Raw genomic sequence first — 14,837 nt, 5'->3', positions numbered from 1 at the left:
GGCCCGCGGGGCGTACGGGACGTGCGGGGGCGGCCTCAGAGGGTCAGGCCCCCGCCCAGATCGATGCCGATCGCGGCGGCCTGTGACGCGAGTGCGCCGAGCAGCGCGGCGGTACCGATCAGAACGGTGGCGACACGGCGAGCAGTGCGCATGGGACTACCTCCTGGTGGTGTGATCAGGCCGGTGCCCGATCAGGACGTCCAGTGGCTGCCCCGCGACTCGCGCCGCGATGCGGGAGGTCCCCGAAGGTCCCTCATGGGTGGGAAGCGTCCGGCGTGGCGTGCATGAACCGCCGCGTACACCCGGACGAGTGAGACCGGGGCGGAGCTCCGGCCGGGGCCGGGCTCAGGCCTGCTCGTCCGCCAGTTCCGCGACGCCCGTCACCCGGTGCAGCGGATAGGTGCGGACCTCGTCCGCGGTGTGGTCGTACGCCGTGACGAAGCCGCCCTCCACCTTGATCGGGGCGATGACGCGCTGGCTGGCGGAGCCCTCGGCGTTGACGTACCCGATCCAGAGGGTGTCGCCGGTCAGGACGGCGGCCTGCATGGTGGCGAGGGTCTCGGCGGAGGTGGTGCGCGGGAGCGTGCCGTTGCGGCCGGGCGCGGCGGAGGCGGTGGGCTTGTGCGGGGTCGTGGAGGCCAGGTCGCCCGCGCGGATGGCCCGGATCGCGGCGCCCAGCAGGGTGGTGTCGGGGGACGGCGGACCGTCGGGGACCGGCTCGGGCGCCGTGCGCGGGGGCGTGCGGTGGGCGTGCGCGCGGGTGATCAGTACATCGCCCTCGGCGGACTCGGCGGCCGGTGCGAAGCCCATCGAGCGCAGCCCTTCGAGCAGTGTCGCCGGGTCGGCCTGCGCGGCCAGCACCGTGGGCGCGAGACGGCGCAGACGCAGCCCCTGGGAGCGTTTGTCGGCGATGATCTCGTTCAGCAGGGCGTCGTCGTCGCAGCGCACGTACGCCGACGCCGAGCCGATCCGCAGATGCCCGTGCCTGCGCGCCACGTCGTCGATCAGGTAGGTGAGCGGCTGCGGAACCGGCGTACGGGAGTGCTCGGAGAGGAAGGCGTGCAGGTCCGAGGCCGAGCGGCCCGCGTCCAGGGCCCGGCGTACGGAGCCCGGTGTGAAGCGGTACACCGTCGCCCCGCCCTTCGACTCCACGTCCGCGAGGACGTCCAGCGTGTCCGCCAGCGGGCGTTGCAGCGGGCCGGGGGCGACCGCCGTCAGGTCCGCCTGGAGGAGGACGTGGTCGAGGGGCTCGGGCAGCAGGGGCGCGAGCAGCTTGCCTGCGCGGGCGGCGGCGGAGGCCAGCTCGGCGGGCGAGCGGGGTTGCGGAGGGGGCGCGGGGTGGTGCCTGTGGTGGTGGACGGGCAGTTTGTCGCCCGGGCCGGAGTCCGCCTCAGCCCCCGTCTCAGTCCCCGTCCCTGCTCCCGTTCCCGTCCCCGGCTCCGTTCCCGGCCTCGTCTCCGGGGCGGACGCGCCCGGTTGCGCCCCGATCAGCGCCCGGCCGTGCGCCGACAGCGCCCCCCGCCCGGTGATCCCCAGCGACTCGGCCTCGGACAGCGTCCACCGGGCGAGCCGGGCCCGCAGGTCGTCCGAGGAGGCGGCCCCGCGCAGCGCGCGCTCCCAGTGGAGGCGGGCGACGAGGGAGTCGGGGGACGCGGAGGCGCCCTCGGGGAGCGCGGCGAGGAGTGTCAGGACGCGGTGGCGGACCTCGGGGGCGGCCGAGCGGTCGAGGCCAGGGCCCAGCGCCGACAGGGTGCGCTCCTTGGCGTCCCGGCCGCCGATCACGCCCGCCGTGCGGGTGGCGGACAGCCAGGCCGTGGCCAGCAGCGTCCAGCGCTCCGCCGACGGAAGCTCCAGCCACTCGTCGTACGCCGGGGTCGCCGCGTACCGCTCGTCGGCCTCGCCGTCCGACGCCAACAGGCCTGCCGCGTAAGCGAGTTCGACCCAGAACGCGGCGACCGGCTCCGGGACGTCCAGGGCCACGGCGGTGCGCTTGAGGTCCCGTACGCTCAGGCCGCCCGCGCGCAGGACCGTCGGGCCGCCCTCGTCCCAGTCCTTCAGCAGCTCCTCGATGGTCGCGAGCGAGGTGTACGCCTGGCCGGCCGCCGTCGTGTCCACAACCTGTGGACGGTGCGTGGCGGCGGGCTCGACCGCCGGTGGCAGGGGCTCGGTGTCGCGATGGGCGCGGCCCGCCCGGAGATGGAGGGCGACCTCGCGGGGCAGTACGACCGTGCCGGGTGCCGTCGGCAGGAGCAGACCGCGGTCCAGGAGCCAGCGCAGACGCGAGGCGGGATCGGCGGTCACCTGGCCGTAGGGAGGGCCCCAGACCAGCCGGGACAGGACGTCCAGGGAGTCGGGCGGGGCCGTGGCGAGCAGCTCCGCCATCCGGGCGCGGTCGGTGAACAGGGCGGTCAGGGAAGCCACCGCCGACACCGCGTCGTGCGTCGTGGGCAGCCCCGCCGCCGTGAGGATCTCCTGGATCCGGCCGGGGGACATGCCCGAGGTGGCCTCCGCGACCGTCGGCCCGAGACCTGTCGGGGACGGGTGCTGCGGCGAGGGCGCGAGCAGTTCGCGGGCCGTGCGGACCAGGCGGAGCCGGTCGTCCGGGCCCCACACCAGGGCCTGTTCGCGCAGGGCGGCCAGGGCGTGCGGGAACGCACCGACGACCGCGGGGTCGTTCTCGTCGCCGGCCAGCAGCGCCAGGAGCGTCTCGCGGTCCGCCGGCTCCGGGGCCACCGCCAGCGCCTCCGCCGCCTGGAGCGTGAACCGGTCCAGGCGCTCCAGGGCGCGGATCACCGAGGCACGGGTGCCTGCGCGGGTCGCGAGCTGCGTGAGGTCGGTGGGGACGGGCGTGATGAGGTCCGGGCGGGCGCGCAGGAGCGCGGCGAGGGAACCGTCGTCCTTCGCGCGGAGCGCCTCCGCGAGGGACCGCGGGGCCACCTGCTTCTCATCGCTGCTCATCCGCTCAACGGTAGCGGGTGGCGGGCCCGCCAGGGGCCGTGTACCAGGGCGCGGAACCCGTGTGCCGGGCGGACGCCGGGCGGACCGAACGTTTCCCGGACGGCCGCGGGACGACCATCGTCAGGAGGAACACGGCACTTCTGTCGACACTCCACCCCCACCGGTCACTCCGGGCTCTCGTTCAACTGCTCGGCAGGTCAAGGGGATTGGGGGATCCGGGGGCCGTCCCCGACTTCGACGCGTGTGGGAGCCGACCTGACCCGCGTCCGTGCCCGTCCCCCTGCGCTAACGTCGTCCCACGGGGTATTCGACGCACCCGCCCCGGAGGGGACTTCGTGGGTATCGAGAGCGACCAGGTCGTCTACGAGTATCTGAGCCGTGTCGGAGACGTGGCCCAGCAACGGCAGCTGCCGTCGGGCGTCCGCATGCGCCTGGTCTCGGAGCTGCGCAACGAGATCGACAGACGCCGGGCCAAGGCGACGATCGACAGTCCGGCCGCGGTCCGCCGCATCCTCGAACGGCTCGGCACCCCCGAGTCGGTCGTCGCCGCCGCGAACGCCGACACCAGCGGGGGAGAGGGCCCGGCCGAGCCCCGGGCGGCCGTCCCCACCCAGCGCGCCCAGGAGCCCGAGCCGCGGTCGAAGCGCCTGCGCCGGGTCGTCCCCCGGCCGCGCCCCGCGGAGCCGGACGTCCCCGCGACGGCCGACGCCGCGCCCTCCCCGCCGCACCTCGCGAGCGCGGAGGAACTCGGGTCAGGGCAGCCCGACTGGTGGCGGGTGGAGAGCAGCCCGTTCGGGTCGGTGGACAGCGTGCCCGGGTTCACGGGCGGCATCGAGATCCCCGAACTGCTCAAGCCGCCGCCCCGGGAGACGGACGAGCCGGACCCGAAGCCCGCGGCGCCCGTCGTACCCGCCGCGCCCGCCGCGCCCGTCGAGGCGGCCGAGGCGGACGCGGCGGCCGGGAAGAAGACCCGCCGCCTCGTCCCCCGGCTGCGCCCCGTCGGCGGCGGCTGGACGAACCCGCTCCTGCTGCTCGCCGCGGCCCTCCTGGTCGCCGGCGCCGCCATCGGCAACCTCGTGATGCTCGGCCTCGGCTGGCTCATCGCCTACCTCTCGCGCCGCCTCAGCCCCACCGAGTCGAAGTGGGCCGTCCTCGGCGTCCCCGGCCTGGCCGCCACCGCGGGCATCGTCTGGCTCTGGGGCCGTACGGAAGGCCGCTGGGGCACGCCCATCGCGGACGGCCGGATGAACGACGCGGTCGCCGAGACCTGGCCCTGGGTCCTGCGCGGCGCGGCTATCGCTTCGGCGCTGTATCTGGTGTGGAGGTCTCAGCGCCCGAGGTAGCGGAGTCCCCCTCCGGGGCACCACCTTGGACCGGGACTCCGGGGCTTTCCAGGACCTCCGGGTCGTCCGGGACCTCCGCGGGGCCGGCCGTCTCGGCCCCGCCCGCAGGGCCGGGGACTTCCGCGGTGCCCTCCGGGCTCGGCGCTCCGGCCTCGCCCGCCGGGACCGGGGCCTCGGTGCCGCTCGTCGCGCCCGGAACACCGGCATCGCCGCCCCGCCAGGGCGCCCCCGGCACCACCAGCGGCGACCCGGTCACCGGATCCGGCACGACCACGCACTCCAGCCCGAAGACCTCCCGTACGAGATCGGCCGTGACGACCTCCGACGGCGTCCCGGAGGCGACGATCCGGCCCTCCTTCATGGCGACGAGGTGGTCGGCGTAGCGGGCGGCCTGGTTGAGGTCGTGCAGGACGACCACGACCGTGCGGCCGCGGTCATGGTTCAACTGGCGCACCAGGTCGAGGACTTCCACCTGGTGCGCGATGTCCAGGTACGTCGTCGGCTCGTCCAGGAGCAGCAGTTCGGTCTCCTGCGCGAGCGCCATCGCGATCCAGACCCGCTGCCGCTGCCCGCCCGACAGCTCGTCCACGGGCCGCTCGGCCAGCGAGGCCACGTCCGTACGCTCCATCGCCTCGGTCACGGCCCGCTCGTCCGCCTCCGACCACTGCTGCCACCAGCTCTGGTGCGGCTGCCGGCCGCGCGAGACGAGGTCCGCGACCGTGATCGCCTCGGGGGCGACCGGCGTCTGCGGCAACAGCCCGATCTGCTGCGCGATCCGCTTGGTGGGCAGCTTGGCGAGCGAGGTCCCGTCAAGGAGCACGGCCCCGCCCTTCGGCTTCAGCAGCCGCCCGAGCGCACGCAAAGTGGTCGATTTGCCGCACGCGTTGGGCCCGACGACGACCGTCACCCGCCCGTCCGGAATCGCGAGATCCAGCTCGCGCACCACCGTGCGGTCCTCGTACGCGAGCGTCAGCTCACGCGCAGCCAGCCTGCTCATGCCCTGCCCCTCTTGCCCATTGCCATGCTCTGCCTCACGCCTTGACCCCAGAACGGACGGTACGGCTCCGGACGATGAGCCAGATCAGATACGGCGCCCCCACGGCCGCCGTGAACACCCCGACCGGCACCTCGGTCGGCGAGAACAGCTTCCGCCCCAGCAGATCGGCGAGCACGACGACGACGGCACCCAGCAACGCCGAGCACACGAGCGGGATCTGCGCGGTACGGGTCATCCGCCGGGCGATCTGCGGAGCGAGCAGCGCCACGAAGTCGACGGGCCCCGCCGCCCCGGTCGCCACCGAGGCGAGGACGACCCCGAGCACCACGAGCCCCAGCCGCACCCGGTTCAGCCGCACACCGAGCGCCGTCGCCGTGTCGTCGTCCAGACCGACCGCCCGCTGCGCCCGGGCCGCCCACGCGACGGCCGGTACGAGGACCAGCAGCGTCCAGCCCAGCGGCGCGGCCTCCGCCCAGCCACGGCCGTTCAGCGAGCCCGTCATCCAGATCTGCGCCTGCTGCGCGACCAGATAGTCGCCCTTCGTCATGAAGAGCGTGGTCACCGAGCGCAGCGCGATCGCGAACCCGATCCCGATGAGCACGAACCGTGTCGCGTGCAGCCCGCCGCGCCAGGCGAAGACGTACACGAGCGCGGCGGCCAGCAGCCCGCCCGCGACGGACAGATACGGCAGGACCGTGTACGACGTCACCCCGAACGTCATCGCGCCCACCGTCAGCGCGCTCGCGCCCTGGCTGATCCCGATGATGTCCGGGCTGGCGAGCGGATTGCGGGCCACGGTCTGGATCAGCCCGCCCGCGACCCCGAAGGCCGCCCCGACGAGCAGCCCGACCACCAGCCGGGGCGCCCGCAGCGTCCCGACCACCAGCTCGTCCGCCGACGGCCGCCCGGCCAGGACCTTCAGCACCTCACCGGGCGCGACGAAGCTCTCGCCGACACAGAGGTACGCGAGACAGGTCGCCGCGAGCAGCACGGCGAGGCCCGCGCCCACGGCGACCGCCCGCCGGTGCAGCAGGAAGGTGGCCCGCCGGACGCGGAGTACGGAGTAGCCGGCGGAGGCGGTGGTGGTCGCCCTTCCGGCCGTGGAGGTCTTGGTCGTGGGGGGCGTTGGGGTCTTGTGGCTCGTCGCGGCCGTCGTCACGCCGGTACCGCCTTCCTGCGGACGAGCCCGACCAGGAACGGCACCCCGATCAGAGCCGTCATCACGCCCGCCGGGACCTCGCTCGGCGGGAACAGCACCCGGCCGACGGTGTCCGAGACGAGCAGCATGGTCGGGCCGAGGAGCGCGGCGAGCGGCAGCACCCAGCGGTGGTCGGGCCCCACGATCGCGCGGGCGATGTGCGGAACGGCGAGCCCGATGAAGGCGAGGGGTCCGGCCGCGGCGACGCCGACCCCGGTGAGGACGGTGGCTCCGAGCCCGCCGACGATCCGTACCGTCGCGACCCGCTGCCCCAGCCCCCGGGCGACGTCCTCGCCGAGCGCGAGCGCGTCGAGCCCGCGGGCCACCGACAGCACGAGCACGGCCCCGACCAGCAGGAACGGCCACACCTGTCCGACGATCTCCGCGTCCCGCCCGGACAGCGAGCCCACCTGCCAGAAGCGGAACTCGTCCAGCGCGGACGCCTTGGTGGTGAGCACGGCGGTGGTGACCGACACGAGCAGCGCGTTGATCGCGGCGCCGCCCAGGGCGAGCTTCACCGGCGTCGCGCCGCCCCGCCCGCTCGACGCGATCGCGTACACCGCGACCGAAGCGATCGCCGCGCCCACGAAGGCGAACCACACATACCCCGTGAGCGTGTGGATCCCCGCGAACGCGATGGCGAGGACGACGCCGACCGATGCGCCCTGGCTGATGCCCAGGATGCCGGGGTCGGCGATGGGGTTGCGGGTGATGCCCTGGAGGACCGTGCCGGCGAGTGCGAGTCCCGCGCCGACCATGAGGCCGATGGCGGTACGGGGGACGCGGAGGCCGCGTACGACTTCGGCGGCGTCGCTGTGGCCGCCGTTCAGGAGGGCGTCCAGCACGGCGGAGGGTGGGATGGCGCGGGCGCCGAAGGCCAGGCTGAACAGGATCGCCAGCAGCAGGGCCAGGACGGCTGCCGCCAGGGCGACTGGGCGTCTGGCTTGCATGGCTGGTGCTCCGGGGAGTGCGTGGCTGGCTGGCTGGTTTGGTAAGGCTTGGCTGAGTGTATGTGGCCGGTTGGGGGCGCTTGTCGGCCGCGGGCCGGTGGGGGCTGATCGCGTAGTTCCCCGCGCCCCTGAAGGGGCGCTGATGGTCACCGGGGCATCACAGGAGAGCCATCTTTGCTGGGCACAATGGTCCATATGACTTCTCGTGTGCTGACCGTCGGCTTCGATCTCGACATGACCCTCATTGACTCCCGGCCCGGTATCCACGCCTGCTACCAGGCACTTTCCGCGCGGACCGGGACGTACATCGATGCCGATCTGGCCATCACACGGCTCGGGCCGCCGCTTGCGGAGGAGCTGGTGAACTGGTTCCCGGCCGAGGAGGTCGCGGCCGTGGCGGACGTCTACCGGGAGATGTACCCCACACACGCCATCGCCGCGACGCCCGCGATGGCCGGCGCCCGCGAGGCCATAGCGGCGGTACGGGAGGCCGGCGGCCGGGCCATCGTCGTCACCGCCAAATACGAGCCGAATGCCAAGCTGCATCTCAGCCACCTCGGCATCGAGCCCGACGCCGTCATCGGTGACCTGTGGGCCGAACGCAAGGCGGAGGCCCTGCGCGAGTACGACGCCGGCGTCTACGTCGGCGACCACACCGGCGACGTACGGGGCGCCCGCACCGCGAACGCCCTGTCCGTGGCCGTCGCCACGGGCCCGTGCGACGCGGACGAACTACGGCAGGCGGGCGCGGACGTGATCCTCACGGACCTGACGGAGTTCCCGAGTTGGCTGGTGGGATACGTGGGCGCGCCCCGATAGGGGCGCGGGGTACTGCGCGACCGGCCCCACCGGCCCGCGGTCGACGAACGACCGTTCAGGACCCCTCACGCGCCTGGCGCCGCCCACTGGCAATCGACTGGAACACCCCCGCCCCCGCAATCAGGAACCCGACCCCCATCAACATGCTCAACCCGAACATGTACGTGGGAAAGGGCGTCGTACCCAGCAACAGTGGGGCAACGGTGACCAGTGTGGCCAAGGCGCCGACGAAGAACACGATGGCACCGGCACGGATCAGTCCGTCTCCGGCCGCGGCGGAATTCGTTTGGGTTTTGTCACGCACCCGACCAGGGTAGTTCCCTGCGCGGAGGAACAATCCGGCGACGTCTTGTCAGCAGCCGCCGGACCATTAGCCTTGGTACCGGCGGGTCCGACGACCCGCTGTAGTGCTATACGGACCCGTTTCCCGAGCAGTTTCGGCCGCAGTTTTCAGACGCAGTTTCCCGACGAGTACGAGGACGAGGACAGACGTGCCTACCGGCAAGGTCAAGTGGTTCAACAGCGAGAAGGGCTTCGGCTTTCTCTCCCGCGACGACGGCGGCGACGTCTTCGTTCATTCCTCGGTCCTGCCCGCCGGAGTCGATGTTCTCAAGCCGGGTCAGCGCGTGGAGTTCGGCGTGGTCGCCGGACAGCGCGGTGACCAGGCGCTTTCGGTGACGATCCTGGACCCGACCCCGTCCGTCGCGGCCGCCCAGCGCCGTAAGCCGGATGAACTGGCGTCCATCGTGCAGGACTTGACGACCCTCCTCGAAAACATCACGCCCATGCTGGAAAGGGGCCGCTACCCCGACAAGGCCTCCGGCGCGAAGATCGCGGGCCTGCTCCGAGCGGTGGCGGACCAACTGGACGTCTAGGGACCTGCTTCGCAGACTCCCGGTACGGGGTTTCTGCGCCCGCGCCCCTTCAGGGGAGCGGGCGCAGCTTTTCAGGGAAACGAAAGCGCGTCCGGCGCAAGAGCCGGCACCAGCCCTTCGGCCGCCGCACGCGTCAACAGCCCCCGAACCGCCGCGTACCCGTCCTCCCCGAGGTCGGCCGTGAACTCGTTGACGTACAGCCCGATGTGCTGGTTCGCGACGGAGACGTCCATCTCCTGGGCGTGCTCCATGACGTACGCCCGAGACGCCTCGGGGTCGTCCCAGGCGGCCCGCACCGACGTACGGGCGGACTCGGCGAGCAGCCGCAACGTGTCCTCGCCCAGCGACCGCTTGGCGATGATCGCGCCGAGCGGGATCGGCAGCCCCGTCGTCGACTCCCAGTGCTCGCCCATGTCCGCGAGCTTGTGGAGCCCGTAGTTCTGGTAGGTGAAGCGCGCCTCGTGGATCACCAGGCCCGCGTCGACCTTGCCGTCCCGCACCGCCGGCATGATCTCGTGGAACGGCATGACGACGATCTCGCCGACCCCGCCGGGCACGGTGTCCGCGGCCCACAGACGGAACAGCAGGTAGGCGGTCGACCTCTCGCTCGGCACGGCGACCGTGCGGCCGGTGAGGTCCACGCCGGGCTCCCGGGTCAGCACCAGCGGCCCGCAGCCCCGCCCCAGCGCGCCCCCGCAGGGCAGCAGGGCCCATTCGTCCAGGACGTACGGCAGGACGGCGTACGACACCTTCAGGACGTCGAACTCGCCGCGTTCCGCCATGCCGTTGGTGATGTCGATGTCCGCGAAGGTCACGTCCAGCGCGGGCGCCCCCGGGATCCGGCCATGGGCCCAGGCGTCGAAGACGAAGGTGTCGTTCGGGCAGGGCGAGTACGCGATCTTCAGCGGCTCGGTGCCACCGGAGCCGCCGGTGCCTGCACCGGCGTCGGCGTCGGTCTCGTTCTCATTGAGTGCGGTCATGTGGATTCCAACTCTCCAATGCGGGCGCGAGCTTCCCGAACGCCCCGGTGAGTGCCGCGAGGGCGTCCCCGATCCGCCAGGCGGCGCGGTCGCGGGGCCCGACGGGGTTGGACACGGCACGGAGCTCCAGTACGGGCACACCGTGCGCGGCGGCGGCCTCAGCGACCCCGAATCCCTCCATCGCCTCGGCGAGCGCCCCTGGATGGCGCCGGCGCAGTTCGGCGGCGCGGTCGGCGCTTCCGGTCACGGTGTTGACGGTGAGAACAGCACCGGTACGCGCTCCGGTGACGGCCGCGACCGCTCGTACGAGTGATTCCGGCGGACGGTGGGTGACAGCCCCGAAGCCCAGTTCGGTGACCGGTACGAATCCGTCCGCGGTCTCGGCGCCGAGATCCGCCGCGGTGATCTCGTCGGCGAGGACGAGCGATCCGACGGGTGCCTCGGGCTGGAAGCCGCCCCCGATACCGGCGGAGACGACCAGGTCGTACGGTCCGGAGGGCTGCTCATCCAGAGCGGCTGCCGTCAGCGCCGCCGCGGTCGCGGCGGCGGCGGCCGCCGGGCCCACGCCCGCGGCGAGCAGATCGAGGACGACGGGGCCGCCCTCCGCGGGCGTCACCCTGCTCAGGGTCGCCCCCGGAATCGCGTACTCCCGGGCCGGTGAGGGCGCGAACGCCGCGGCCACCGCGTCCCGTTCGACGAGGACCGCGGTGGCTACGAGGACACGCATGGGCGGCGGACCGGGCGGCTCAAGCGTCGGCGTTCTCGAGCTTGAAGTTCCAGACGCCCGCGAACTTCGAGTCGGCCTTGTTCTGCTGGACGATGCTGATGTTCAGCGTCTTCGGCGCGGGCTGGCCCTGCTGGCTCGCGAAGAGGTCGACGCCCTCGAAGGAGTAGTACGTCTTCTTGAACGGGTCGGTGACGCGCTGACCGTTGATCCACAGGGCCCAGCCCTCGTCCGCGATCTCCGGGTCGACACCGATCCGCAGCGTCTCGCCCTGTGGGACGCTGATCGTGTCGGAGGCCTTCTTGAGGGCGCACTTGGCGGCTTCCGCGCGGCCGATGTTGTCGCCGTCCTTGTAGCACTCGGCCTCGGTGCTGACCGAGTCGTTGCCGATCGTGACGGTGGCCATCGGCGTCGGCTTGTCACAGGCGGACAGGACGAGAAGTCCGGCGGAAACGGCGCCTGCGGCGGCGACGGCGCGGCGACGGCGCGCAAGGGGACGCTGGGAGCTCATGCCCGAAGGCTATCGGGCGGCCCTGGCGCCCCACCTACGCGGGTGGGGTACGCGGCGCGCCGCGCTTGTCCTCGCGCCGGACGGGCTGGGGGGTGGCGGGTCCGTGATGAGAGGCGCGGGCCCGTCGTGGCTGGTCGCGCAGTTCCCCGCGCCCCTAAAGACTGCGCAGTTCCCCGCGCCCCTAAAAAGACCGCGCCGTTCCCCGCGCCCCTTCAGGGGCCGAGGCCCTCACGCCACCCGTGCGTGCTGCCGTCCACCGCGGCGGGCCGCGACCAGCAGTCCCCGGACCGTGGTGAGCCAGCCGGCGGCGACGATCGCGGCGGCCACGGACAACCCCAGCGTGCCGTTGAGCGGGAGCGCGATGCCGATCGCCCCACCGACCACCCAGGCCATCTGCAGGATGGTCTCCGAGCGGGCGAACGCGGACGTCCGGACCAGTTCCGGCACGTCCCGCTGGATCAGCGCGTCCAGCGACAGCTTGGACAGCGCCTGCGCGAACCCGGCGAACGCGGCGAGTATGGCGACGAGGATCACCCCGAAGAACACCGCGGCCGTGATCGCGACACCCAGCACCACCGCGATCACCGTCACGATGATCAGCTCCGGGGACCGGGTTCTCAGCGCCGCCCCGACCGCCGTGCCGAGCGCGTTGCCCGCGCCCGCCGAGACACCCACTATCCCCAGCGAGACCGCCGCGCTCGCACCGGCCAGCGGATGCTCGCGCAGCAGGAACGCGAGGAAGAAGATCAGGAACCCGGAGAGACAGCGCAGCGCCGCGTTCGCGGCGAGCGCGTGCGTGACCGCCGTGCCGACCGTACGCAGCCCCGGGCGCTTCGGCGGTTTCAGGTGCGGCCCGTGCAGGTGCTGCTCGTCCGCGGCGAGCAGGGCCTTGTCCTCGCCCTTGGCGGAGTCCACCTTGTGCGGGAGCTGGAACGACAGGAACGTACCGGCCACGAAGATCACGAAGGCGCCGTAGAGCGGATAGCGCGGCCCGAGGGCCTGCAGTCCGGCCCCGATCGGGGCGGCCACACCGGTGGCGAGGAGGCCGCCGAGCGTGACCCGTGAGTTCGCCTTCACCAGGGAGAACGCGGGTGGCAGGAGCCGGGGCACCACGGCGCTTCTGACCACGCCGTACGCCTTCGACGCCACCAGGACGCCGAGGGCCGCCGGGTAGAGCTCGATGCTGCCCGTGACGACCGCGCTCGACAGCAGCAGGGCCATGAACGCGCGGGCGATGAACGCGCCCGCCATCGCGGCGCGGCGGCCGTGCGGGAGGCGGTCCAGGAGCGGCCCGATGACCGGGGCGAGGAGTGCGAACGGGGCCATGGTGATCGCGAGGTAGAGCGCCACGCGGCCTCGGGCCTCGTCCGTCGGCACCGAGAAGAAGACCGTGGAGGCGAGCGCGACGGTGATCATCATGTCGCCGGCGCCGTTCACCCCGTGCAGTTCGATCAGCTTGCCGAGGCCCGACTCGCCCGCGCCGTGCGCGTGTGTCGCCTTTCTGATGCCCCTGGCCGTCCCCGTGAACGGCAGGTGCAGGGCACGCCCGACGGAACGGACGGCCCCTCGCACCGGGCCCGATCCGCTCGTTCGTCCCGCCCCGGCCCCACCGATCCCGGTGGCACCATGGGGCGACCTTGCGGCTGCCACTCCGCAATAGTGCCCCGAGAACGGCTCATGTAGCGCGGTTACCGCGCGTATAGGGGCTGAGTGGGCGCTGTGAGTTCGCCGCTGAGCGGCTGGTTCCGGGGGATTGTGGAGCTGCTGCGGACGGGCGGACCGGCGAGTTTTCGCCACTGAGCGGCGAAGAACGGCCTGGCTGGTGGGCGGAGCCATCCGTCGCGGGAGCGGGCAAAGCACCCATCGCGGAGCCCGCAAAGGCCACGCCGATGAGCGGCGAAGAGACCGCGGTGTAGGCCAGGCGCCGACGAGACGGTAGCGTGCGTAGCGCGCCCGCGGCGGTTGTTCTCGGCCGCGCGCCTCTCGGCCATCCCGCAGAATGGATGACGTAGGTGCGCCCGAGTGCGATCGGGCGCGGACGTCGACGCGGCCCTCCGGTCCGCTCCGTCCGCACCCCCGTCGAGGGACGGCGCACTCGTGAGACGGCGTAGGAGAGAAGCGATACCTGTGAGCGCGACAACGCGAAGCCGAACCCCCGACCGTCTGTGTGCCGAGGCCGTCGACCTCGCCCGGGCCGCCGCCGAGGAGGCCGCCGTGCCCGGCGTCGTCGGGGAGCACGCGGGGATGGTCAGCGAGGGGGATCGCGTCGTCACGCACTTCTTCGAGTGCAAGGACCTGGGCTATCGCGGGTGGCGCTGGGCCGTGACCGTGGCCCGGGCCTCGCGGGCGAAGCTCGTCACCCTGGACGAGACGGTTCTGCTGCCAGGACCGGACGCGCTGCAGGCACCCGAGTGGGTGCCCTGGAGTGAGCGGCTCCGGCCCGGGGACATGGGCCCCGGGGACCTCCTGCCCACGGACGCGGAGGATCTGCGCCTGGAGGCGGGGTTCTCCGGCGAGGACGAGCCCGCACCGAACTCGCCGATCTCCGAGGAGATGGCCGAGCTCGTGGAGGCGGAGGACGCCGACGTCACGGCCGGGACGCCGGCCACGCTGCCGGCCGTACCGACCCGTGGGTCGATCGCCTCCGTCGCCGAGGAGCTCGGGATGCGGCGGGCGCGGGTGCTGTCGCGGTACGGGCTGCATGTCGCCGCCGACCGCTGGGAGGACTCGTACGGGCCCAAGACGGCGATGGCCCAGGCCGCTCCCGCCACCTGCGTCAGCTGTGGCTTCCTCAATCCCATCGGGGGCTCGCTCGGGCAGGCGTTCGGTCTGTGCGCGAATGAGTTCTCGCCGGCGGACGGGCGTGTGGTGTCGCTGTCCTACGGGTGCGGTGGCCATTCGGAGGCCGCGGTCATGCCGAAACCGCCGCGGCCCGCGCCGCCGGTGATCGACGAGACCCGGGTGGACCCGTTCCCCCTGCGACCTTCGCCGGACTCGGGGTCGGTGTCGGTGGGCCCGGACGAGCCGTCGTCGGAGTTCGGTCACTCCTAGGCTGCCGCCGGCTCGCTGTTCAGTGCGGGTTGCCCGTGGCTTGTCGCGCAGTTCCCCGCGCCCCTGGGTGGGTGAGGGTCGGTGTCGTGTGTCGAGTGCGGGTGCGTTTCGGCTGAGCGCGCAGTTCCCCGCGCCCCTAAAGACAAAAAGCCAGGGGCGCAGCCCCGCTCTTCAGGGGCGCGGGGAACTGCGCGGGCAACCCCCACCGCCCTGCGGCGAACCCCCGACATCAGCCACCCACTCACCCAGGGGCGCGGGGAACTGCGCGAGCAACCCCCACCGGCCCGCGGTGAACCCCCGACGTCAGCCACCCACTCACCCAGGGGCGCGGGGAACTGCGCGATCAGCCACAGGCAACCCGCACCCGACTACCCACCCCACCCGCCGAGCCCCCCGCAGGGGACCCGCGCGGTACCTTCGTGCCGCGACCG

Annotated in this window: 12 protein-coding genes and 1 pseudogene; 4 read left to right on the top strand and 9 right to left on the bottom strand. The window is 73.1% G+C overall.

Annotation, left to right across the window (positions count from 1 at the left end; genetic code table 11):
• Window positions 1-345 precede the first annotated feature (345 nt).
• Window positions 346-2,958: a helicase-associated domain-containing protein gene (locus JEQ17_RS21035; RefSeq protein WP_200396676.1), complete on the bottom strand. Its 2,613-nt coding sequence runs from the start codon at window positions 2,956-2,958 to the stop codon at window positions 346-348.
• Between the two features lie 335 nt (window positions 2,959-3,293).
• Between JEQ17_RS21035 and JEQ17_RS21030 the strand changes: the two genes are divergently transcribed.
• On the top strand, window positions 3,294-4,301 hold the full coding sequence (locus JEQ17_RS21030) for a hypothetical protein (protein ID WP_200396675.1): 1,008 nt from the start codon (window positions 3,294-3,296) through the stop codon (window positions 4,299-4,301).
• Between the two features lie 214 nt (window positions 4,302-4,515).
• Here JEQ17_RS21030 and JEQ17_RS21025 read toward each other — a convergent pair.
• From JEQ17_RS21025 to JEQ17_RS21015, 3 genes and pseudogenes are all read right to left on the bottom strand, one after another.
• Window positions 4,516-5,298: pseudogene (locus tag JEQ17_RS21025) on the bottom strand (ABC transporter ATP-binding protein); the annotation flags it as partial.
• Between the two features lie 34 nt (window positions 5,299-5,332).
• On the bottom strand, window positions 5,333-6,331 hold the full coding sequence (locus JEQ17_RS21020; RefSeq protein ID WP_234048756.1) for a FecCD family ABC transporter permease: 999 nt from the start codon (window positions 6,329-6,331) through the stop codon (window positions 5,333-5,335).
• 122 nt (window positions 6,332-6,453) lie between these two features.
• Window positions 6,454-7,446: a FecCD family ABC transporter permease gene (locus JEQ17_RS21015; RefSeq protein WP_200396672.1), complete on the bottom strand. Its 993-nt coding sequence runs from the start codon at window positions 7,444-7,446 to the stop codon at window positions 6,454-6,456.
• A gap of 186 nt (window positions 7,447-7,632) precedes the next feature.
• Here JEQ17_RS21015 and JEQ17_RS21010 point away from each other — a divergent pair, with 186 nt between their 5' ends.
• Window positions 7,633-8,265, top strand: a complete 633-nt coding sequence (locus tag JEQ17_RS21010) for an HAD family hydrolase (protein ID WP_200401625.1) — start codon at window positions 7,633-7,635, stop codon at window positions 8,263-8,265.
• A 55-nt stretch (window positions 8,266-8,320) separates the two neighbouring features.
• Here the strand turns inward: JEQ17_RS21010 and JEQ17_RS21005 are convergent, their stop codons facing one another.
• Window positions 8,321-8,569, bottom strand: a complete 249-nt coding sequence (locus tag JEQ17_RS21005; RefSeq protein WP_055610282.1) for a hypothetical protein — start codon at window positions 8,567-8,569, stop codon at window positions 8,321-8,323.
• A 187-nt stretch (window positions 8,570-8,756) separates the two neighbouring features.
• Between JEQ17_RS21005 and JEQ17_RS50710 the strand changes: the two genes are divergently transcribed.
• A complete protein-coding gene (locus tag JEQ17_RS50710; protein WP_055610283.1) occupies window positions 8,757-9,140 on the top strand; it encodes a cold-shock protein in 384 nt (127 codons plus the stop codon).
• Window positions 9,141-9,211: 71 nt separating this feature from the next.
• Here the strand turns inward: JEQ17_RS50710 and JEQ17_RS20995 are convergent, their stop codons facing one another.
• The 4 genes from JEQ17_RS20995 to JEQ17_RS20980 all read right to left on the bottom strand — a co-directional run bounded on the left by JEQ17_RS20995 (window position 9,212) and on the right by JEQ17_RS20980 (window position 13,005).
• Window positions 9,212-10,039, bottom strand: coding sequence for a 1,4-dihydroxy-6-naphthoate synthase (locus tag JEQ17_RS20995; protein ID WP_200401624.1), 828 nt, complete (start codon window positions 10,037-10,039; stop codon window positions 9,212-9,214).
• A gap of 64 nt (window positions 10,040-10,103) precedes the next feature.
• Window positions 10,104-10,847 (bottom strand): futalosine hydrolase, encoded by a 744-nt coding sequence (locus JEQ17_RS20990; RefSeq protein WP_200396671.1) that lies wholly within the window; start codon window positions 10,845-10,847, stop codon window positions 10,104-10,106.
• Between the two features lie 19 nt (window positions 10,848-10,866).
• Window positions 10,867-11,355, bottom strand: coding sequence for a hypothetical protein (locus tag JEQ17_RS20985; RefSeq protein ID WP_055610285.1), 489 nt, complete (start codon window positions 11,353-11,355; stop codon window positions 10,867-10,869).
• Window positions 11,356-11,583: 228 nt separating this feature from the next.
• Window positions 11,584-13,005 carry an MFS transporter gene (locus tag JEQ17_RS20980; protein ID WP_200396670.1) on the bottom strand — a complete coding sequence of 474 codons (1,422 nt, stop codon included), beginning with the start codon at window positions 13,003-13,005 and terminating at the stop codon, window positions 11,584-11,586.
• A 477-nt stretch (window positions 13,006-13,482) separates the two neighbouring features.
• Between JEQ17_RS20980 and JEQ17_RS20975 the strand changes: the two genes are divergently transcribed.
• Window positions 13,483-14,406 carry a DUF3027 domain-containing protein gene (locus tag JEQ17_RS20975; protein WP_200396669.1) on the top strand — a complete coding sequence of 308 codons (924 nt, stop codon included), beginning with the start codon at window positions 13,483-13,485 and terminating at the stop codon, window positions 14,404-14,406.
• Window positions 14,407-14,837 lie beyond the last annotated feature (431 nt).

The sequence above is a fragment of the Streptomyces liliifuscus genome (assembly GCF_016598615.1).
Classification (GTDB): Bacteria; Actinomycetota; Actinomycetes; order Streptomycetales; family Streptomycetaceae; genus Streptomyces; species Streptomyces liliifuscus.
Note: the sequence above shows the minus strand (reverse complement) of the source record. Positions and strands in the feature narration are given on the sequence as shown.